Source organism: Gynuella sp. (assembly GCF_050297175.1).
Lineage (GTDB): Bacteria > Pseudomonadota > Gammaproteobacteria > Pseudomonadales > Natronospirillaceae > Gynuella.
On sequence record NZ_JBNKSF010000024.1, the window covers coordinates 36,947 to 53,853 of the forward strand.

Genomic DNA, 16,907 nt, shown 5'->3' on the forward strand with positions numbered 1-16,907 from the left:
CGAGTGATATGTCTTTAAAAACAATAATCGGTAGTTCTTGTCTACTACTGGCGTCTTATGGTGTCGCTGAGAAGATAGTAATTATCGATACCATAGCGGATATCGAAGTTCAGTATACGGATTTTTGGAGTGGAGATTTCGATGTTAAGGCGGGCCGTTTTGCATACGATTTCAATTGGGCAATTGACACCAATGGAGCAGTTGGTGGTTGTCCACTAGTGACCAAAAATTTCGAATTTTTTGGTGCGGATCAAACTCAAAATGGCGTTATACGACCAAAGCTGAAATTTGTAAATCTGAGCTGGAAAGGTTACTGGCAAAATTATTTGGATGTTCCGATGATGAATGTTCGGCTCCAGTATGATAACCAAGTGGGTAATACTGTTCAGGTCTATCACTGGATCCCTATCAAACAGTATATGCCTTACCTCCGTACCGAAGGTGACATTTGGTACGCTGATGCTGAAGCAAATCTGTTGCTTGAACTGCCTGAAACCCACTTTACGGGTGGGATATCCAATATTTCTGTCGGCGTCTGTAATTTGATAGGCGGGTTATCAATGACCCTTGATGATGTACGTCTCGGTTTAAAAGACGGTAACTAAACGCGGTCATCCAATAATAAAGGAAACAAATCATGAAAAAAAAATTATTCATGTTGTCCCTTCTGGTGTTGTTTTGCTCTGCGAAAGTAACAGCACAGGAGATGATCAATTGTACAAGTATCGCAAATGTCAAAACCCGGTGTACTGTCGATCAACAGGCAGAGTTGGGCTATGAAATTACCTCAATGATTGGTGGTAGAGAAATTATTGAATCCACTGAATTTTCGGTTGATTATCTGCTCGATTGTCGTAACTCACCTATCTATCTTTCTTTGGTATCAGGAACGGGCAGTGCCACATTGATCAATGATGGTTCCGTACATACTGCTGTTGTATATGGCAAGGATACGCTGAAAGTCGTCGATACTAACCCATCAGATACTTATCGTCGTTACTATCAACAAGTGTGCAGTCTTGATATTCAGGATGTTCGCGTTCTTCCGTCACAGGATGCAATTGATCAATGGGCCTATGACGCCATTGATCAAGCAGATGATATTGAAAAAAGTCTGACATTATATGAGCTGGCTGCGGAGTATATACATTATCGCGATTGGAGTATCAGTAAGACGGAATTATTGCTGACGGAAGTTAACCGGAAAGTGACTTATTTTGAGAATCGTTGTAATCGTGGTGATGCAGCCGCCTGCAGCGCCAAGGCACATTTTCAGGTTGTGGCCAATTCACTTCAGGCTCGCCTGGACAGTGATCCATCAACCTTACCTCCAGTAGGTGCAGAGAGTGATGTATTACTGAATTATTATAAAGAAGATTTGATCGCAGAAGTCGCCATTGGCCGGGAAATGCTTGAGCGATTTGAAGAGTGGGAAATTGCCATCAATGAAGAGCTGGACGACATTTTACTACAGATTCCAGTTGAGATAGGAGGCTAGGCAATGAGCAGGAAATTATTGCTGTTATTTTTGGGGATAACGATATCTGGCACTGTGATGGCAGACATGTTAGATACCCGTGAAAAAGCGGTTGTTGCCAAGAAAGTCGAAATTAATCAGGTCAACGCAGCCCTGGGTCAGTACGCTAATGTGAAAGATCAATACTTTTATGGTAGCCAAGGGCTTATCAAACGAAACCAGGCATTCTTCACTCAGGTTTCTGCTTGGATCAATAACTGGAAGCAAGGTATGGAGCTTGCCGATGTGGGCCGTTCCGGCCAGATCCCTGGGGCAATGGTTGAGATTGAAACTCTGATTCGAAATCAGCGTATTGCGCTCGACAGTTTGATCGCCCAAAGTCGCCAGATTCAGAATATTGGCGGGGATTCCATTTCCCAGGCTGAGGTTGTCACTGCGTTGCCGGTTAATTTGCTGTCAGAATACCCAGGCATTGCAGAGGGGGTTGTACAGTATGGTCAGATATTGAATAACAGCGTGGTGGATATTCGTAATCTTGCTGCTGATTCCATTGCTGAACTCGAACAGATTTATCACTACAGCCCGCGTGCATTACGAGCGAAATTGAAATCAAATCTGACGGCCCATGGAATACCCATTACAGATGCGTTGGCCAAATTTGATGATCTCGTTTTGTACGAAGCCGAAATTGAACCTCTGTTGCTGGAGCTGGAAACCGTTGAAAATGCGATTGATGCTTATGCATTAGAATTTGCCTGGTTCCAGGCGAACAGCGAGCTGGAACGCGGACAACAGCTGTGTGCGGATGTGCAGGCCAAAATCAATACCTCATCTGTTTCTTCTGCCAGAGCACAAAAAGCCAGACAGAGACAAACCAGCCTCTGTAATACCATGGTTTCACTGGTGGATGGACTCGCCAATATCGGATTGAGCAAGGCAGAAATGGCCTATGAATACGGTCAGATGAATAACTATATGTATGCAGAGCAGTGTCGTGAGGTGGAGTCGTCTGTAGATTGTGAAAAGCTGGCAGTGTTACGTGGTATTTCCTATGACTCAATGATGTCAATGACTGATGATGAACTCAGGTTTTATGAGCTGGGTTGGTCCAATCTGCAGAAAGCAAACTAAGGAGTCATAGCTATGAAACACCGGATAAAGAAAACAGTTATCGCGTTGGCGATTGCTGCAGGAACAATGGTGCCGGCTTTGTCATGGGCGGCGTCGAATTGTAGCGATGACGACATAATTGAGAATCGTCTGCCAGCCATTTCCTTTGTACCATTTTCCAGAACCAACCCGGAAACCAATCTACCCTACGATTACAACGATACCATTGAGTTAACCCTCGAAGATGGATCGACCAAAACCGTCAATGCTCTGGAATATTTGGACGAACTGGATGACACCGAATCTTCCCTGAATGCCTGGGGATATTCGTTACGCAAGGACGGCACCCCGACCATTTCTCAGTTGAATTATTGTTTTGAGTCGTTACAGGACCAGGCCGGACTGATAGATGAGCAGATTCGGGAAGAGCATCCAGGCAATATGATGGATGATCTCAGCTGGAAGGAAAAATGGGACCTCATTAAAGCGGCTTATGAGCAACAGACTCCTTCCTGGGATGACCTTTATGCTATGGCTGATGATGAAGACTACGAAGTGTATTTGCCGGAAGTACCTAAATACACTGCGCCAACGGTAACCTTTGAGCCCAAGCCTATTGAGTTCAGTAAAGAAAAGACTCACACATTCTATACTGGCTCCATGAAAGGCTTTTCGGTAGGCATATTTCCATATTATAAATTTGGTGCCAACAAAGTGGAGGCCGTTGCCGAAGCCGGAGTGAAAGTGGATGGCAGCCTGGCAGGACAGTGGACCGGTAATATTGCTACCGTAAAACTGCATGGCCGTTCACCGGGTACTGGTCCTATGAAGGTGGATTTTACCGCCAGTGCTTTGGATGGAAAGATTACCTGGAATAAGCCGCTGGTTGAATACGGTTCATTGCGTTACGAGGATTCGATCAAGGATGGTATCACCAAGTCCGTCAAATACCGATTCGCGGTCGGACCGATTCCCATGAGCGCGGAGTTGGGTATGTCCGGTGAGGTTGGGTATCGTTGGGGATTCGAGTTGTATGCACTACAGGTCGGTGCCTGGACAGGCCCATGGGCAGCACTGGATGCCTGGGCTCAGGTAGGTGTTGATGTCTGGATTGGTGGTGCAGGTGTGGGTGGTCAGTTAACGATTGCGCACTATAGCCTGACTTTACAGGGCAGCGGTCAGTTTGAGTGGGTAGAGGAACCGCAGATTCGCTTCCAAATAGCCGCTTTGTCAGATTTGAATCTGCTGAGTGGTGATATCTACGCATTTGCCTGGGTCAAGTACCCAAGTCCAACCTGGAAAAATCCGTTCAGGCTCAAGAAAAAAGAGTGGCGTCACTCATTCTTCAGCTGGACCGGATATCATAACCAGGGAACGTTGTTTGACTATTCCGCTGTTTACAACCGTTATGGTCTGGTCGCTCACGGAGATCTTTCCATTGAAGACATTGCAGAGGTGGATATCGTCAATCGGGAGGCGGCGATCGAGCAGGCTGAGATGGATGTCGCTCAGCAAGCTCACTACCTGGCACAGTCGGTTTATAACATGTTGAATCAGAATGATTCTCGAAATATTCCTCAGGTTGCCGGTCAAGTTGTTTCCGCTTCGGAGACAACTCGAGCAAATATTGATGAATATTGGCAGTTAATGAGCGAATGGATTGAGCTATGAAAAAGACGCTGGTTACAGCAACAGTTTTGATTGCTGCTGTTACCGGCGCTTTCCTGTACCTCTCCTTTGCGGAGGAGAGGAACTCAGGAGCGTCGGTCGCAATGACACATCCGGATAAAGCACCGTCAGATGGTCAGTCATCGGTTTCCGAAAACGGACAAATGCCAATGGGTCTGACGTTGTGTCAGAGTGATCCGGCAACCTATGATTATCAGTATTCGAGTCATGGACAGTATTTTGACCAGATGCAGGATTCCCAGTCGAATGAACTGATTCTGGAAGCATCAGGCAGTGTGACCGTTAGTTGTGAACCCTATCGTTCCGGGTATCAGCAGATCTGGTATTTTTCACCCGCACAATTTTCTCAGAACGGCCAGGGTATGTTTACCAGAGTTGCCCGGCCTGAAGCCCTGATGCAGGGTGGTTTGGCCGTACTGGTTTCTTTGACAGAAGACTTCCAGATCGAGGAGTTCACCACTGGCGAATATGACACCATGAGTCTGCACCTGGTAAAAGATATTCTGAACTGGAGCCGGTTTACCAAAGGTGAAGGGATGACCTGGCAGACCGAAGAAATGGATATCAATGGCATGTCTGAAGTCCAGTATAAGGTCAGTGCTACCCGGCCGGATGTCATTGTCCGTAAATATCGGCGTTATCCGAAAAAGGCACCGTCGGTAGCCTATCGTGATGATCATCCTTTTGTGACGGTGTCTGATGATAGTGTGGCAGAATACATTTTTCATCAGCAATATCTGCAGTCAATCAACAGTCGCTATACCTTTATCTTCAAAGATCAGACGAAAACATTATCGACGACTCAAACCGTATTTGCACTGAATAAGTCAGATCAGTTGCTGACAATACCGGACAGCGCTCTGGCATTTGGCAAGGTTTATACCGATAACCTTTCCTCTGATATTTCTATCGAGCGAAATGATCGCCTTACTCAGCAAAAAGCTTTGGGTACGGATAATTGGGATACCTTGCAGGACCGTTTTGCCTATATGTCTCAGGACCAGATGGCGGATATGTTTTTAAAACTGCGGGCATTGTTTCGTTTACAGCCGGAAACCATCAGTGTTGCGGGTCAGTGGCTGCTACAACATCAGCCCGATGATGTGTCGTTTGCGCCTGTGGCCATGGCATTGGCACAGAGCGGAAACACCCTGGCCGTTGAAGCGCTGGCAAACAGTGCAACAAAGCATGATCAACTAAGTGCCAGACGCTACCTGCTGGGGCAGGTAGGACTATCGACTGATTCGACAGTCGCTGTGGATGAAATACTCTATCGGTTAATCGAACATAATACGGGTGAGATTCCTCAACTTGCCAAGCTTGCATTGGCTAATATGTCTGCGACCACGAAGGCACAGCAGCCTGAACGCTATCAGAATAACTACGAATATGCGGTTGCGGATCTTCAAAAGGCCAAGTCTGAACGGGAAATCATAAATGCGCTGCATGTCATTTCCAATTTTGCAGCAGAGCATAATCTTGAGTTGGTTAGACCTTATCTTGAGGGTGATCGCCCGGCGCTTAAAATGGCGGCTTATCTGGCATTACGGCAGGTGCCGGGTAGGGCGGTTGAAGATATTTATATAAGTTCGCTCCATACCTCGCACAATGAAACTGAACAGTTGGCCGTGGCGATTGAGTTGAGCTTCCGAGAAGTCAGCGAGACGTCATTAAAATCGCAGTCAGAGATACTGAAGACCAGCCAGTCGGAAGAATTGAGATCGGTCTTACTGGGAAATCTGGCACTCGCGAAGGAAAAATATGGATGGATCAGGCCCTTGCTCACCAGTGTCGCTGAGCAGGATCCGGCAGAGGCTGTCAGGTTAAAAGCCAAAAGCCTGTTGTAATCAGAATCAACAAAAAATGTACGAGATGGAAGTAAACATGAAACGATTATTCCTGGCATTGGCCACTATGCTGTTATTGAATGGCTGCGATAGCGCGGATGATGACGATATCATTATCATCCCTCCCCCAGATGATAACCCGACCAAACCCACGCTGGAGTATTCCAATGAGGGAGATAAATACCTTCCGGGTGTTCGGGTTGTAGTTGCACAAATTCATGATTTTCTGGATACGTTGCCCGACTGTAACGATAATCCAGCCGGTATGGAAAATGCCGATCTTTGTGGCACAGAGACGTACTCCATTCAGAAGGTTTTGTTCCCTGATGTGGAAAATACTGGAGAGGTAAGTTGGTCATCATCACAAAAAGCGGTTAATAACGAAACAACCTCCCGTCAGGCAAATTCCGGGGCCGAACTCTCCAACCCAAAAGTATTACTGATCGATTCTGGTGTAGCGCCAGCCGCTCTGCGTTATCCTCAGCGTATGCTTGCGATGTATGACTGGGTATTTGAGACTCAGGATAATATGCTGCGGGTCGGTTATCAGCATACGACAGCTACTATTGAAACCTCGAAAGCTCGTTATCAGGTTCGTGCGGAAATTCTGGGAAAAACCGATGCCTTTGTGCCCTCCACAGAGTTAACGCGCGAGTTGGACAGAGCCCGGTTTGCAAAGTTACCGACTGATTTTAACGGTGATACTCATGGCAGTCTGACCTTAAATCTGCTGGCGGATTATATTCCGGCAGCTGAGTTCGTTACGCTTGACTCATTTGGGAAAATTGTATTTCCCGATGAAGTGTTATGCAGTCTGAATGATACCGTCATGGATAGATATGTAGATTACACAATAGGGATGTTGACCGATATCATCGAGCGTCATCATATTGATTACGTCAATTTATCTGCGGGTTTAATCAAGCAGGACTTTAAGGATAAGTTAATCGGTGTTTGTCGGCTGCAAAACTATGAAACCCAGGATGTTCTTCGGTTACAGCAGGCATATAGCCATATTCTGGAAGGACTGGCTGAACAGGTCATTCTGGTTCAGGCCGGTCCAAATGGCGCAGGGTATCGGATAACCACCTCAGAAGACGGGCAGGATCCCGAATCTGAATATTATTCTGACTGCATGGACATCGATAATCGTTTCCGAACCGGTTATCTGACTCAAAGCTATCTGAATGATGGCAGCCTGCCAGTATTGCCATCTGAAGGTGTCAGTTACACAAATGGTTATGACGATCTGGTCAAACCATCCCAGCTGGAAATCAAAGGTTGTCTAGATGGTTACTTTAATACAGGCTGGCGTGAAAATTATGCTGATTTGCCTTCGTTTGGACATTATCCCATTCTATATGGTGAGGATGGTACCAATGCGGGTCCAATGTCATCGATGAAAACCTCTTTTATCAGTGGTATCGGTATTGCCTATATAGAATACCTGGCCGACACCAACGATATCAGCCGTTCTGAAGCATTGCAGTCCCTCAAAGACCGTAAGGTCGATGCAGATACCCCCTGGCTGATGGATCCGATGCGCAATGGAGAATTGCCGGTGTGTGTTGATTTTCCCGAAGCCTGTGAAAACTGGGACAGTTTTTCACTGTATTAACGCGTGATGCCCGGTGGCAGCTGCCCGGCATTTGTCGGGTGGCTGTCAATCAAATGATCTTGGACGGATCAACTTATGTTTCGGCACGTCGTTTGTCGATTAATATAAAAAATTTCCTCAACTCTCGAAAGCTATGGGGCCTCTGAAAAATAGGCCATTTTTCAGAGGTTTCTTATAAATCTTTAAGCATCCAGACATCGCAACCGTTATGAAGGCTCTCGGCCAAAGGTGAATCCAATCGTTCGAACCCCATTTTTTGATAAAGCGCGATTGCGGCTGTCATATTCGTCAGGGTGTCCAAATAACAGCGTCGGTAGCCGGCTTGTCTGGCATAGTCCAGACAGTGTTCGACAATTGCTCTGCCGAGCCCTAAACCGCGCCCCTGTGGCAGGATAAACAATTTTTTGAGTTCGCAGATGTCGGTGCTGTTGTTGAGCGCGGCTATACCTCCGCCACCGATGATGGTTTTTTCCTGGCGGGCCACAAAATAACGGCTGTGGTATTGGTCCTGGTAGTGAAGGCTCATGGCTGAAACCTCGTCGTCAGATGGACCATAGCCCTCGCCAATGGCTCCGAATTCCTGTCCGACCTGGCGGATAATTGCAGCGATGGCTGCGTCATCGGTCGTTGATATGGGGTTAATTGAATGTTTGGTTGTCATATATTACCTATCGCTTTTTCCACTGCCTGCAGTGCATGAATGTGAGTGGTGTCAAACAAACGAGCACCGGTATCACTCTGGTGCACCAGCATACCGATTTCTGTACAGCCCAAAATTACGCCATTTGCCCCTCGGGCAGTCAGGTCATCGATAATGCGTAAGTACTGCTGCTTTGATGCCTGATTGATCTCTCCAAGACAGAGTTCCTGGTAAATAATGTCATGTACGATCTGGCGATCCTGCTGATTGGGCGTTATCACTTCAATACCATAACGGTCTGTCAGGCGTTGGCGGTAAAACGTCTGTTCCATGGTAAATGCCGTGCCCAGCAGGCCGACCCGTTGGATGTTTTCAGTACGCAATACTGTACCGGTGGCGTCGGCAATATGCAGCAGGGGAATCTGAATGTTCTGTTCAATCTGCTCAGCCACTTTATGCATGGTATTTGTGGCGATGATCAGAAAGTCCGCACCGGCAGCTTCTATGCTTTGTGCTGCAGAGGACAGGAGTTCTCCAGCCTGTTGCCAGTTGCCTGCCTGTTGCAGCGTTTCAATCACAGCAAAATCCACACTATTGAGGATAATCGCCGCGGAATGTAATCCACCCAGATGCTGACGCACCGCTTCGTTGATGATGCGATAGTAAGTGGCGGTACTTTCCCAGCTCATACCACCCAGAATGCCAATGGTTTGCATGGTTACAGTGGTCCAATGTTGGTTAAGGTTTCACTGAGTGCGGTGGCGATTGTCGATAAGGTTGCCTGTTCCTCTGAGGTAAACGGATGAATCAGGATCTTCTCAATCCCGTTGCGGTTCACCACCGCCGGCAAACTCAACACCACATCGTGCAGGCCATATTCTCCCTGTGGCATGACCCCAACTGGCAGCACGGAGTGTTCATTGATTTCAATGGCCTGAATGATTCGAAAAACGCTCGCAGCAATGCCGTGACTGGTGTTTTGCTTGAGGCGGAAGATTTCGTAACCGGCCTGACGTACCTCTTCCAACAGTTGATCGGGCTGGATGTTATCGATGCCATTCTGTTGACAGAAATAATCGATGGGCTGGCCTGCCACGCTGACCAGGCTCCAGGGCATAAAACAGTGACTGCCGTGTTCGCCGAGTATGTAGCCAAAGATATTCTTCGGATCGACGCCCACCCGGTCGCTGACCAGCTTCATCAGCCTGGCGGTGTCGATAATACAACCGCTGCTGATCACCTGATGCGGCTGGAAAGGTGTATTGGCAATGATGGAATATGCAGCAATGTCGCAGGGGTTGGTGACCACAATCAGGATAGCATTGGGCGAGTACTGATAAATCTGGCGGGCGATGTCGACACAAATCCGCGAGTTGACCTCCGCCAGCTCCAGGCGAGACTGCCCGGGTTTGATCTGCTGGCCGGCGGTGATCACCACCACTTCGGCATCCGCGAGCAGGGCATAGTTGCTGCCGGATTTCAGGGCGGTATTTTTACTGAACGTCAGCGCGTTGGTGTGGCCAAAATCCATCAGCTCACCACGTGCCCTGTCTTCGTTGCGGTCGAGCAGTACCAGCTCCCTGCAGCTGCCCAGGGTAAGTACGTAATCGCAGATACTGGTACCGACCATACCCGCGCCGATAATGCCAATCTTCATAGTTACTGTCCCCTGATGAGATGAGAGTGTGAAGTATTGAACGGTTGTCCGCTGGACTCAACCATCATTGCTGTTTTGAGGATGAAGGTGGTAGTGTGAACGCTTGTAAATGAACCGGAAACTGACATGACGAATCCATGGATAGAGTGGGTAAAACAGTTGCAGGCCTTGAGCCAGGCGGGTAAAGCTTATTCCAAAGACCCGTATGATTTGGAGCGTTTTGACAGCATTGCCGATATCTCTCACCAAATGTTTTCGCTGTTGAGCGGGGCACCGGTCGAGCAGGTTCAAAACCTGTTTATGCCTGAAACCGGGTATCCAACTCCAAAGATCGACTTACGTGCCGGTGTGATTCAGGATAACAAAATTCTGCTGGTCAGAGAGCGTGAGGATAACTGCTGGACCCTGCCGGGTGGTTGGGCTGACGTCAGTGAAACCCCTTCCCAGGGAGTGATGCGTGAAGTGTTGGAGGAATCGGGCTATGTGGTTGAACAGCCACGCCTGGTGGCCATCCGAGACCGGGCGGTTCATCCCTATGAGCCGGTATTTCCATTTCATATCTACAAGCTGTTTTTTATCTGCCAACTGGTTTCAGGGAAGCCGGCCATCAATACCGAAATCTCCGAAATCGGCTTTTTCGAAGCTGACCAGTTGCCGCCTTTATCGCGCAGCCGGGTGTTACCGGAGGATATTCAGATGATCTTTACGCATGCGCGTGAGTCTCTGCCGGTCACAGTGGATTAGGGCGCTGACATGTCGATTGAATTCCGTCCGTTGATGCTCGAGGATCAGGATCGACTATGGAGCTGGCTGCACATCGCCCTATGGGATCCGCCGCCAGCAGGGCTGCGCCCACGTTCGGTATTGCAGGATCCTGGTGTCAGTATTTATGCCGAGCATTGGGGTATGCCCGGAGATGTTGGTGTGGTTGCTATTGTGTCCGGCCAGGATGCTGGTGCCTGTTGGATGAGACTGTTGCCTGAAGGAGTGGGATTAGCCTATGTGGACCAACAGACACCCCAGCTGGGTATTGCCCTGGAGCCATCCTTTCAACGCCGGGGAGTGGGGCGACCAATGATGATGGCGGCGTTAGAGGCTGCATGGCAACATGGGTATCAACAGGTATCGCTGACCGTACATCCACAAAACCCGGCTATCGCTCTTTATCGCAAATGTGGATTTCAATTTCGGGAAACCCGCGGACACTATTGGTTAATGGTGGCGCAAGCTAACGGTCAGATGTTGGATCAATCTCCGACAGTTTTTCCGGACGAGTAAACCAGATACCTGCTGATTATCCAAACTAACAGAAGGCGTTTAATTGTGAACGTGAGTTTTGCCGTACCGCTAATCTGTGGAAAATATCCAGTCACTACACTTTCTGTCAGATAATGAGAGAGAGTTGGCAGTTTACTGCACCATCTTTACTTCAATCGGGTGCATGTTGGTTGTATTCTTTCGCTGTTAGCCTGGTATGTAAATAGATATTCCAGCCCCTGTTTGAATTCAGCCATTAAGATACGCGCATGGATAGGGAGGTTTGGTATTACCGTGCTAATGATTGCTGTAGCAACTCATGTTTCTGCGCATAATGCGCTCGCCCCATCATTTAAAAAACAAAGGATTGTGAATCAATAATGATCAATGACTGATCTTCTATATTTTCCCGCTTCTAAATCATAAACCAGACCATATGCATGGTAGTTTTTCTGGTCAATATCGCAATGCCGGGAATATTCACTTCAAATACCACTGCCGCTATGGACAAAGAACACAACAGGAGGTTCGAATGATACAACGACTCACACTTACGCTGCTTTTAGTCAGTATAATGACTGCGTGCACAACGCCTGATCCAGAGGTCTATATACAAGCCTTGAAAGACAGGGATTACAAAATTCTGGAAAAACAGGATGGCGTTCTCGACAGAACACAGGTGACTTTGGAGTCTGGCAGAACACCACTGCACTATGCCGTAATTGAGAAAGACAATCAGCTGCTTGAATACTTGTTGAAAAACACCGTAAATCTCAATTCGCCGGATTCATCTGGCGCAACGCCACTGTTTCTGGCTGTCATGACAGAGGATTTAGTGGCGGTAAAAAATCTCCTCAACGCCGGTGCAGATCCGAATATACCCAATAATCATCGCTATCCTATCACTTATGCAATTGCTCACGACAATGCCGACATAACCCGTTTATTAATGGAGTCTGGTGCCAATCTGAATGTTGTGAACAGAGATCATTTAACACCGTTATTGATGGCCATCGATGGTGAAAACATGGTTCTGTTTAACGATCTGCTTGCGGCTGGTGCTGATCCAAACATGACCGTAAACGAAGTCGATCTGCCGATACATCGACTCATATATAACGCTGATGATAACGAATACCATGAATCACAAAGGCTGAGTATGTTGCAGTCACTGATTAAAGCTGGAGCAGAGATGAGTGCCCGCACCTCAGATGACCAGGATATCTTATGGTTGGCGATAGATTATAAGCGTCCATTAATCGCGCAGTATTTACTTCAACAAGAACCGAATACTCAATACAACGAAGCAGACTTAACAGACCTGTTGTTTTTGGCGATAGAACAGCTTCCGGAATTGATAGAGCCTTTGCTCTCTAAAGGTGTGAGTTACCAGAGTATTAACAAATACGGTGAAACGACGTTGATGCAGGCAGCTTATGCCGGACGATTGAAACTGGTACAGGAACTGATTGCCCAGGGGCTGGATGTTAATGCAGTTTCGAAATCAGGCTGGACCGCTCTTCATTATGCGATTAACTATGACTGGAGTCGCTACTATTACAACGGGACGGATGAAGAGCAGGCGCTCATTGTACGCACGTTGATTAAAGCCGGTGCCAATCCGAATGTCTATACCCGTAATCACGTCTCCCCATTTTACCTTGCGGCGATGATTTCCTGGCCACTGACGATGACCGAATTACACAAAGGAGGAGCGGATATAGACGCTGCCCGCGACAATGGGGTTACTCCATTGTTGTATGCATTGGATCGTTCTCAATACGATATTGCCAAGTGGTTGGTAGAGCACCATGCCGATGTTACGAAAAAAAGCAGGTTCTGTAACTCAACTCCCTTATTGGTTTTGGCCAGTGATATTATGATGCAGGATGACAAAACATCGAAGCAGATAGCAGAATTGGCGCAGCTGTTTATCGATGCCGGAGTAAATGTTCGCACGCGAGACTGTAGCGGTGAAAGTGCTTTGGATATGGCTGAGAGAAACAAAAGACCCTTGTTGAAAAAAGTTTTGCAGAAGGCACTTAAATAAAACTCATTGAGAAAGTAGCGAATCACCAAGAGGTCGTTGGTCAAATATGGAATCATCCAATAGATATAATGCATTCAGTGAGAGTGATAATTATGGAACCTCCGGAAAATGGCCTATTTTCGTGCAGGACGTTGTTAGCCCCAGTCTCACATCCTCATTTACGCCAGTAAATTACGGTGTTGCGAGTGGTGCTTCCTTACCTGCATCAAAACTATTCCTACTTTTCAGAGATCCCCTATGTATTGGATAGTATGACGTGACTATTTCGCAATGGCTTGATGTTATTAAAGCGTAAACCTTTTTTGGAAATAATGACTGACTTATGCCTCGTACAGGCGTTGCCGTAACAAAAAAAACCGCTCGGCGATTCTCAATAAACTGAAGTGTTTTTGTATGGTATCTCTTGATTGTCCTGAAACACTTCAGTTTCTTTATTGTCTGGATTGATAGCATGTTGTGATGACAACATTGAATAACCCTGCAAAGAAGATAAAGAATCAGGCTGGCTGATCTGTGATATCGTTGTTTTTTGAAGTTTATTATTTGCAGTAAAAATATTAACAGAACAGGCACTAGATAAACTGAAATTCCGCTCTAGCCACACAGTGAATAAAAACTATCAAAGCCTGTATAGTTTTTATAATGTATTGGAAAGTAACCCGGCAAATAAAACATAATGACCGGAGCTGTAAATAAGAGTCGCCGGAGTAAGTCAAAGTAGCGAGAATTTTGTTTGGCCATGCCTCTTCCTTAAGTGTTGTACCTTCCAAATGGTTGGTAACTACTGGTTCAGGGGCTGTCGGAGATACCTTCGTGTTCATTAAAACGCACTATTGGATGAATCAGGTTTCAAATACCCCCACTCCTTTGCCAAAGCCTCAGCTTGCTCATTAATTTTTTCGTTTTTGAGGTATTGCAACACAGTCTGTAATTGTTCATCAAAATCATTCGGTTTTTTGTCTTCAAATAAATACCAACCTTTACGGCCTTCCCAGTCCTTTTCAGCGACGGCATTGCGGCCAGATGACATGAACTGAACCACATAGCGGAGGATATTCTGGTATTGAGCAGAGCTGTTAAAGAAAGGATTGCCTGAAGGGGTAATCACAAAAGGGTTCAGTTTGAATGCTTGAAATTCCATTTCGTATTTTTGTACTAAGTTATCGTCTCCGATTATTCTCCGTGCGATCCGAATTCTGTCAGAGATACTCCTTCTTTCATTGTCTGCATCCCAAAACAAACACCATTTCCCATTCCCCCAAAAATAATTCTCCAGCAACCTTTGAAAATCACTTTTATTGAAAAAGATCGTCATAACAGCACCAGCGATTGTCCTGATATAAGAGTTATCCTGATGCTGAACGATCTTTATTTTATCCGATGTGTTTTCGGGCGGTGATTCCATTTATGAGCGTATTAACTGCTCCAGTGGATCGAGTGCTCCTGCCAGTTTAATGAGATTGCGAATAAAGCTGCCTGTAAACCACACTATCAGGGGGAGTGTGGGAATCATGAGCAACATGAAGATATCACGTATCGGTTGCTGAATAGAGTGGGTTAATGTTTGTGTAAACAACAGAAATGCTATTGCCGGCACCAGTACGCATTGCCAGAGATAGGCCCGGTACAAACGTGTGGCAAACAGCATGGCAGGTTCGCTGCGGCTGTTCAGTCCCCGTTCCAGAGTGCTCACCCAATGCATAAGATAGATAGGCAGAGCAAACAGATTCACGATGGGCAAGACGACCATCAAAGCTACCAGTGCAGGGGGCATGGGGCGACTTTGAGGTGGGATAATGCGCCATTGCCCATAGGTCAGAATCACTATGGCCGAGCCGAGTAGCAGGCCGGCCAATAGCGCACCATAAGATGCCGTCGGCCACGCAACCTCACGAATGGAATAACTTTCAGTCAGCGCCAGAAACGTGGCAAACAGGCTCACTATCATTGCGAACAGTGCCAGTACTGTTAGCGTGACAATCCATTGAGCGAACGCTTTCATCTTAGCGCTCCTGAGTATTGGGCGCTTGTGTTTGTAAGGCAGCAAACCATGTCAGTATCGCTTCTGTGGCGTTGGTTTTGTCGGTGCTGGAGAGCAGGCTGGTCGCAATCATGACTGAGGTTTGGTTTGACAGATGCACTTCAACTCCGCGTTTGTGCCTGGTCACTTTGGCCATGTCGGAGGCGGCAATAAAATGTGGGCTGTGTATTGGGCCGGTGCTATAGGTGATTCCGTTATCAGCAATGTAAATGACCGGTTCGCCTTTGCTGCCCACTAAAAAACGGCCACCGGCCAATATCCCTAATAAACACGGTGTCGCCGACCAGAATGATATTCCGGTAAACAAAATGCCAATGCCTACCAGCAGAGAGAGGGCCGCGAGACAGGCATATGCGACTCTCCAGGGCAGGGCGAGGTAATAGTTTTGTTCGATTGTCATGTTTTCTCCTTGAGTGTGTAATCTTCCAGTTTGCAAAAAAAAATCGGGTTCAGGGGCTGTCAAAATACCAGGGTGGTTGTTCGCAGGGTTTTAAATGGTTACAGGCCAAGGAGCCTTCATAGCCCTCTGTTTTTAGCATGTTTTGGATATGTTGTGGGTATAACTCCGGATGCTCATAATGTGAGTCATCAGGTAAGCCGAGTGCGGAAATATTTGGTATAAACGGAATTTCGTTGAGATCTCTAATCTTGCTTTGGTACAGGTTTAAGTCATTAAGGTTAATCAGTGTTGATAATGGCTTTGCAGTTGTTAAGGGTGTTCTGGCTAAGTTTAGTGACATCAATTGAGTGAGTTGTGCAATGATCTTTAAGTCATCGTTTTTAATGGATGTGCCACCAATTCGCAGATGTCTCAGCTTTGTCAGTCCACCCAGCAGAGGCCATTGTGTAAACGTACTATCGTCCAGTACCAATGCGGTTAAATTAATCGCTCCAGCAATAAAACCATAGTCCTTCAGTTTTGCTTTACGCAGATTCAGGTATTGCAGGCTTTTGGGTAGTTTAAGTTTGCTGAAATCCTCATCGGTGACGTTTTCCAGGTACAGCTGTAATAGTCCCTCCGGTAATTGAATGCGATTAACATCGGCGGGAATATCGGCACCGGATAACGTCAGGCTTTGCAGCTTAGGCAGACTGCTGCCATCAATGTTCAGTTGTTTGAAACGGCTGTCACCGAGGTAGAGGTATACCAGTTCGGGCAGATCCTGGATGGTCAGGGTATCGATGTCTGCAGTATTCATGACCAGATCGACCATCTGTTTAACACAGCCTTTTAATTCGATATCGCCAATAACTCTGGCCGCGTTGATTTCAAGATATTGCAGTGCCTGATAATCACAGAGGCGCTGAGGATGGGTGAGTTTGGTGCGATAGAATGTGGCAGTCCATAAGGGTAGATCAGCAGACAGCAGGTCTAAGTCGAGGTGGTCGGTCTCGGCGTATCCTTCCAGACGTATCGAGTGTAGTTCTTGAAGGCGGCTGATTAGGGATAAATCATTGGGTGTTACTGACTCAATGTCGATATTGATTAAGTGCCCATCCTTATTCCAGGTGGGAAAAGTC

16 protein-coding genes are annotated in these 16,907 nt (G+C 46.8%); 9 read left to right on the plus strand and 7 right to left on the minus strand.

Annotation, left to right across the window (positions count from 1 at the left end; genetic code table 11):
• The first annotated feature begins 8 nt into the window (after positions 1-8).
• From ACQY6I_RS08845 to ACQY6I_RS08870, 6 genes are read left to right on the plus strand one after another with little or no spacing between them, the layout of a single operon-like run.
• Entirely contained in the window at positions 9-605 is a 597-nt protein-coding gene (locus tag ACQY6I_RS08845; RefSeq protein ID WP_428241116.1) for a hypothetical protein, read from the plus strand.
• A 32-nt stretch (positions 606-637) separates the two neighbouring features.
• Positions 638-1,498 (plus strand): hypothetical protein, encoded by an 861-nt coding sequence (locus ACQY6I_RS08850; RefSeq protein WP_428241117.1) that lies wholly within the window; start codon positions 638-640, stop codon positions 1,496-1,498.
• Positions 1,499-1,501: 3 nt separating this feature from the next.
• A complete protein-coding gene (locus tag ACQY6I_RS08855; RefSeq protein WP_428241118.1) occupies positions 1,502-2,608 on the plus strand; it encodes a hypothetical protein in 1,107 nt (368 codons plus the stop codon).
• Between the two features lie 12 nt (positions 2,609-2,620).
• Entirely contained in the window at positions 2,621-4,258 is a 1,638-nt protein-coding gene (locus tag ACQY6I_RS08860; RefSeq protein WP_428241119.1) for a hypothetical protein, read from the plus strand.
• Positions 4,255-6,123 carry a hypothetical protein gene (locus ACQY6I_RS08865; protein WP_428241120.1) on the plus strand — a complete coding sequence of 623 codons (1,869 nt, stop codon included), beginning with the start codon at positions 4,255-4,257 and terminating at the stop codon, positions 6,121-6,123. The genes ACQY6I_RS08860 and ACQY6I_RS08865 overlap by 4 nt, the downstream gene beginning before the upstream one ends.
• 37 nt (positions 6,124-6,160) lie before the next feature.
• Positions 6,161-7,741: a hypothetical protein gene (locus ACQY6I_RS08870; protein WP_428241121.1), complete on the plus strand. Its 1,581-nt coding sequence runs from the start codon at positions 6,161-6,163 to the stop codon at positions 7,739-7,741.
• A 172-nt stretch (positions 7,742-7,913) separates the two neighbouring features.
• Here ACQY6I_RS08870 and ACQY6I_RS08875 read toward each other — a convergent pair whose 3' ends face one another.
• The 3 genes from ACQY6I_RS08875 to ACQY6I_RS08885 are packed head-to-tail and all read right to left on the minus strand — an operon-like array spanning position 7,914 to position 10,038.
• Positions 7,914-8,402, minus strand: a complete 489-nt coding sequence (locus ACQY6I_RS08875) for a GNAT family N-acetyltransferase (RefSeq protein WP_428241122.1) — start codon at positions 8,400-8,402, stop codon at positions 7,914-7,916.
• A complete protein-coding gene (locus ACQY6I_RS08880) occupies positions 8,399-9,097 on the minus strand; it encodes an aspartate/glutamate racemase family protein (RefSeq protein ID WP_428241123.1) in 699 nt (232 codons plus the stop codon). The genes ACQY6I_RS08875 and ACQY6I_RS08880 overlap by 4 nt, the downstream gene beginning before the upstream one ends.
• 2 nt (positions 9,098-9,099) lie before the next feature.
• Positions 9,100-10,038 (minus strand): lactate/malate family dehydrogenase, encoded by a 939-nt coding sequence (locus tag ACQY6I_RS08885; RefSeq protein WP_428241124.1) that lies wholly within the window; start codon positions 10,036-10,038, stop codon positions 9,100-9,102.
• Positions 10,039-10,164: 126 nt separating this feature from the next.
• On the opposite strand from ACQY6I_RS08885, the gene ACQY6I_RS08890 reads away from it, so the two are divergent.
• From ACQY6I_RS08890 to ACQY6I_RS08900, 3 genes are all read left to right on the plus strand, one after another.
• Entirely contained in the window at positions 10,165-10,782 is a 618-nt protein-coding gene (locus ACQY6I_RS08890; protein WP_428241125.1) for an NUDIX hydrolase, read from the plus strand.
• Between the two features lie 9 nt (positions 10,783-10,791).
• Positions 10,792-11,316 (plus strand): GNAT family N-acetyltransferase, encoded by a 525-nt coding sequence (locus ACQY6I_RS08895; RefSeq protein WP_428241126.1) that lies wholly within the window; start codon positions 10,792-10,794, stop codon positions 11,314-11,316.
• Between the two features lie 511 nt (positions 11,317-11,827).
• The gene (locus ACQY6I_RS08900) at positions 11,828-13,345 is read left to right on the plus strand and encodes an ankyrin repeat domain-containing protein (RefSeq protein ID WP_428241127.1); all 1,518 of its coding nucleotides are present in this window, start codon (positions 11,828-11,830) and stop codon (positions 13,343-13,345) included.
• Between the two features lie 820 nt (positions 13,346-14,165).
• Here the strand turns inward: ACQY6I_RS08900 and ACQY6I_RS08905 are convergent.
• The 4 genes from ACQY6I_RS08905 to ACQY6I_RS08920 all read right to left on the minus strand — a co-directional run.
• Entirely contained in the window at positions 14,166-14,750 is a 585-nt protein-coding gene (locus ACQY6I_RS08905; protein WP_428241128.1) for a hypothetical protein, read from the minus strand.
• Positions 14,751-15,347 carry a hypothetical protein gene (locus ACQY6I_RS08910; RefSeq protein ID WP_428241129.1) on the minus strand — a complete coding sequence of 199 codons (597 nt, stop codon included), beginning with the start codon at positions 15,345-15,347 and terminating at the stop codon, positions 14,751-14,753.
• A gap of 1 nt (position 15,348) precedes the next feature.
• Positions 15,349-15,786 (minus strand): hypothetical protein, encoded by a 438-nt coding sequence (locus tag ACQY6I_RS08915; protein WP_428241130.1) that lies wholly within the window; start codon positions 15,784-15,786, stop codon positions 15,349-15,351.
• Positions 15,787-15,835: 49 nt separating this feature from the next.
• The coding region (locus ACQY6I_RS08920) for a leucine-rich repeat domain-containing protein (RefSeq protein WP_428241131.1) at positions 15,836-16,907 on the minus strand (1,072 nt) is incomplete at its 5' end.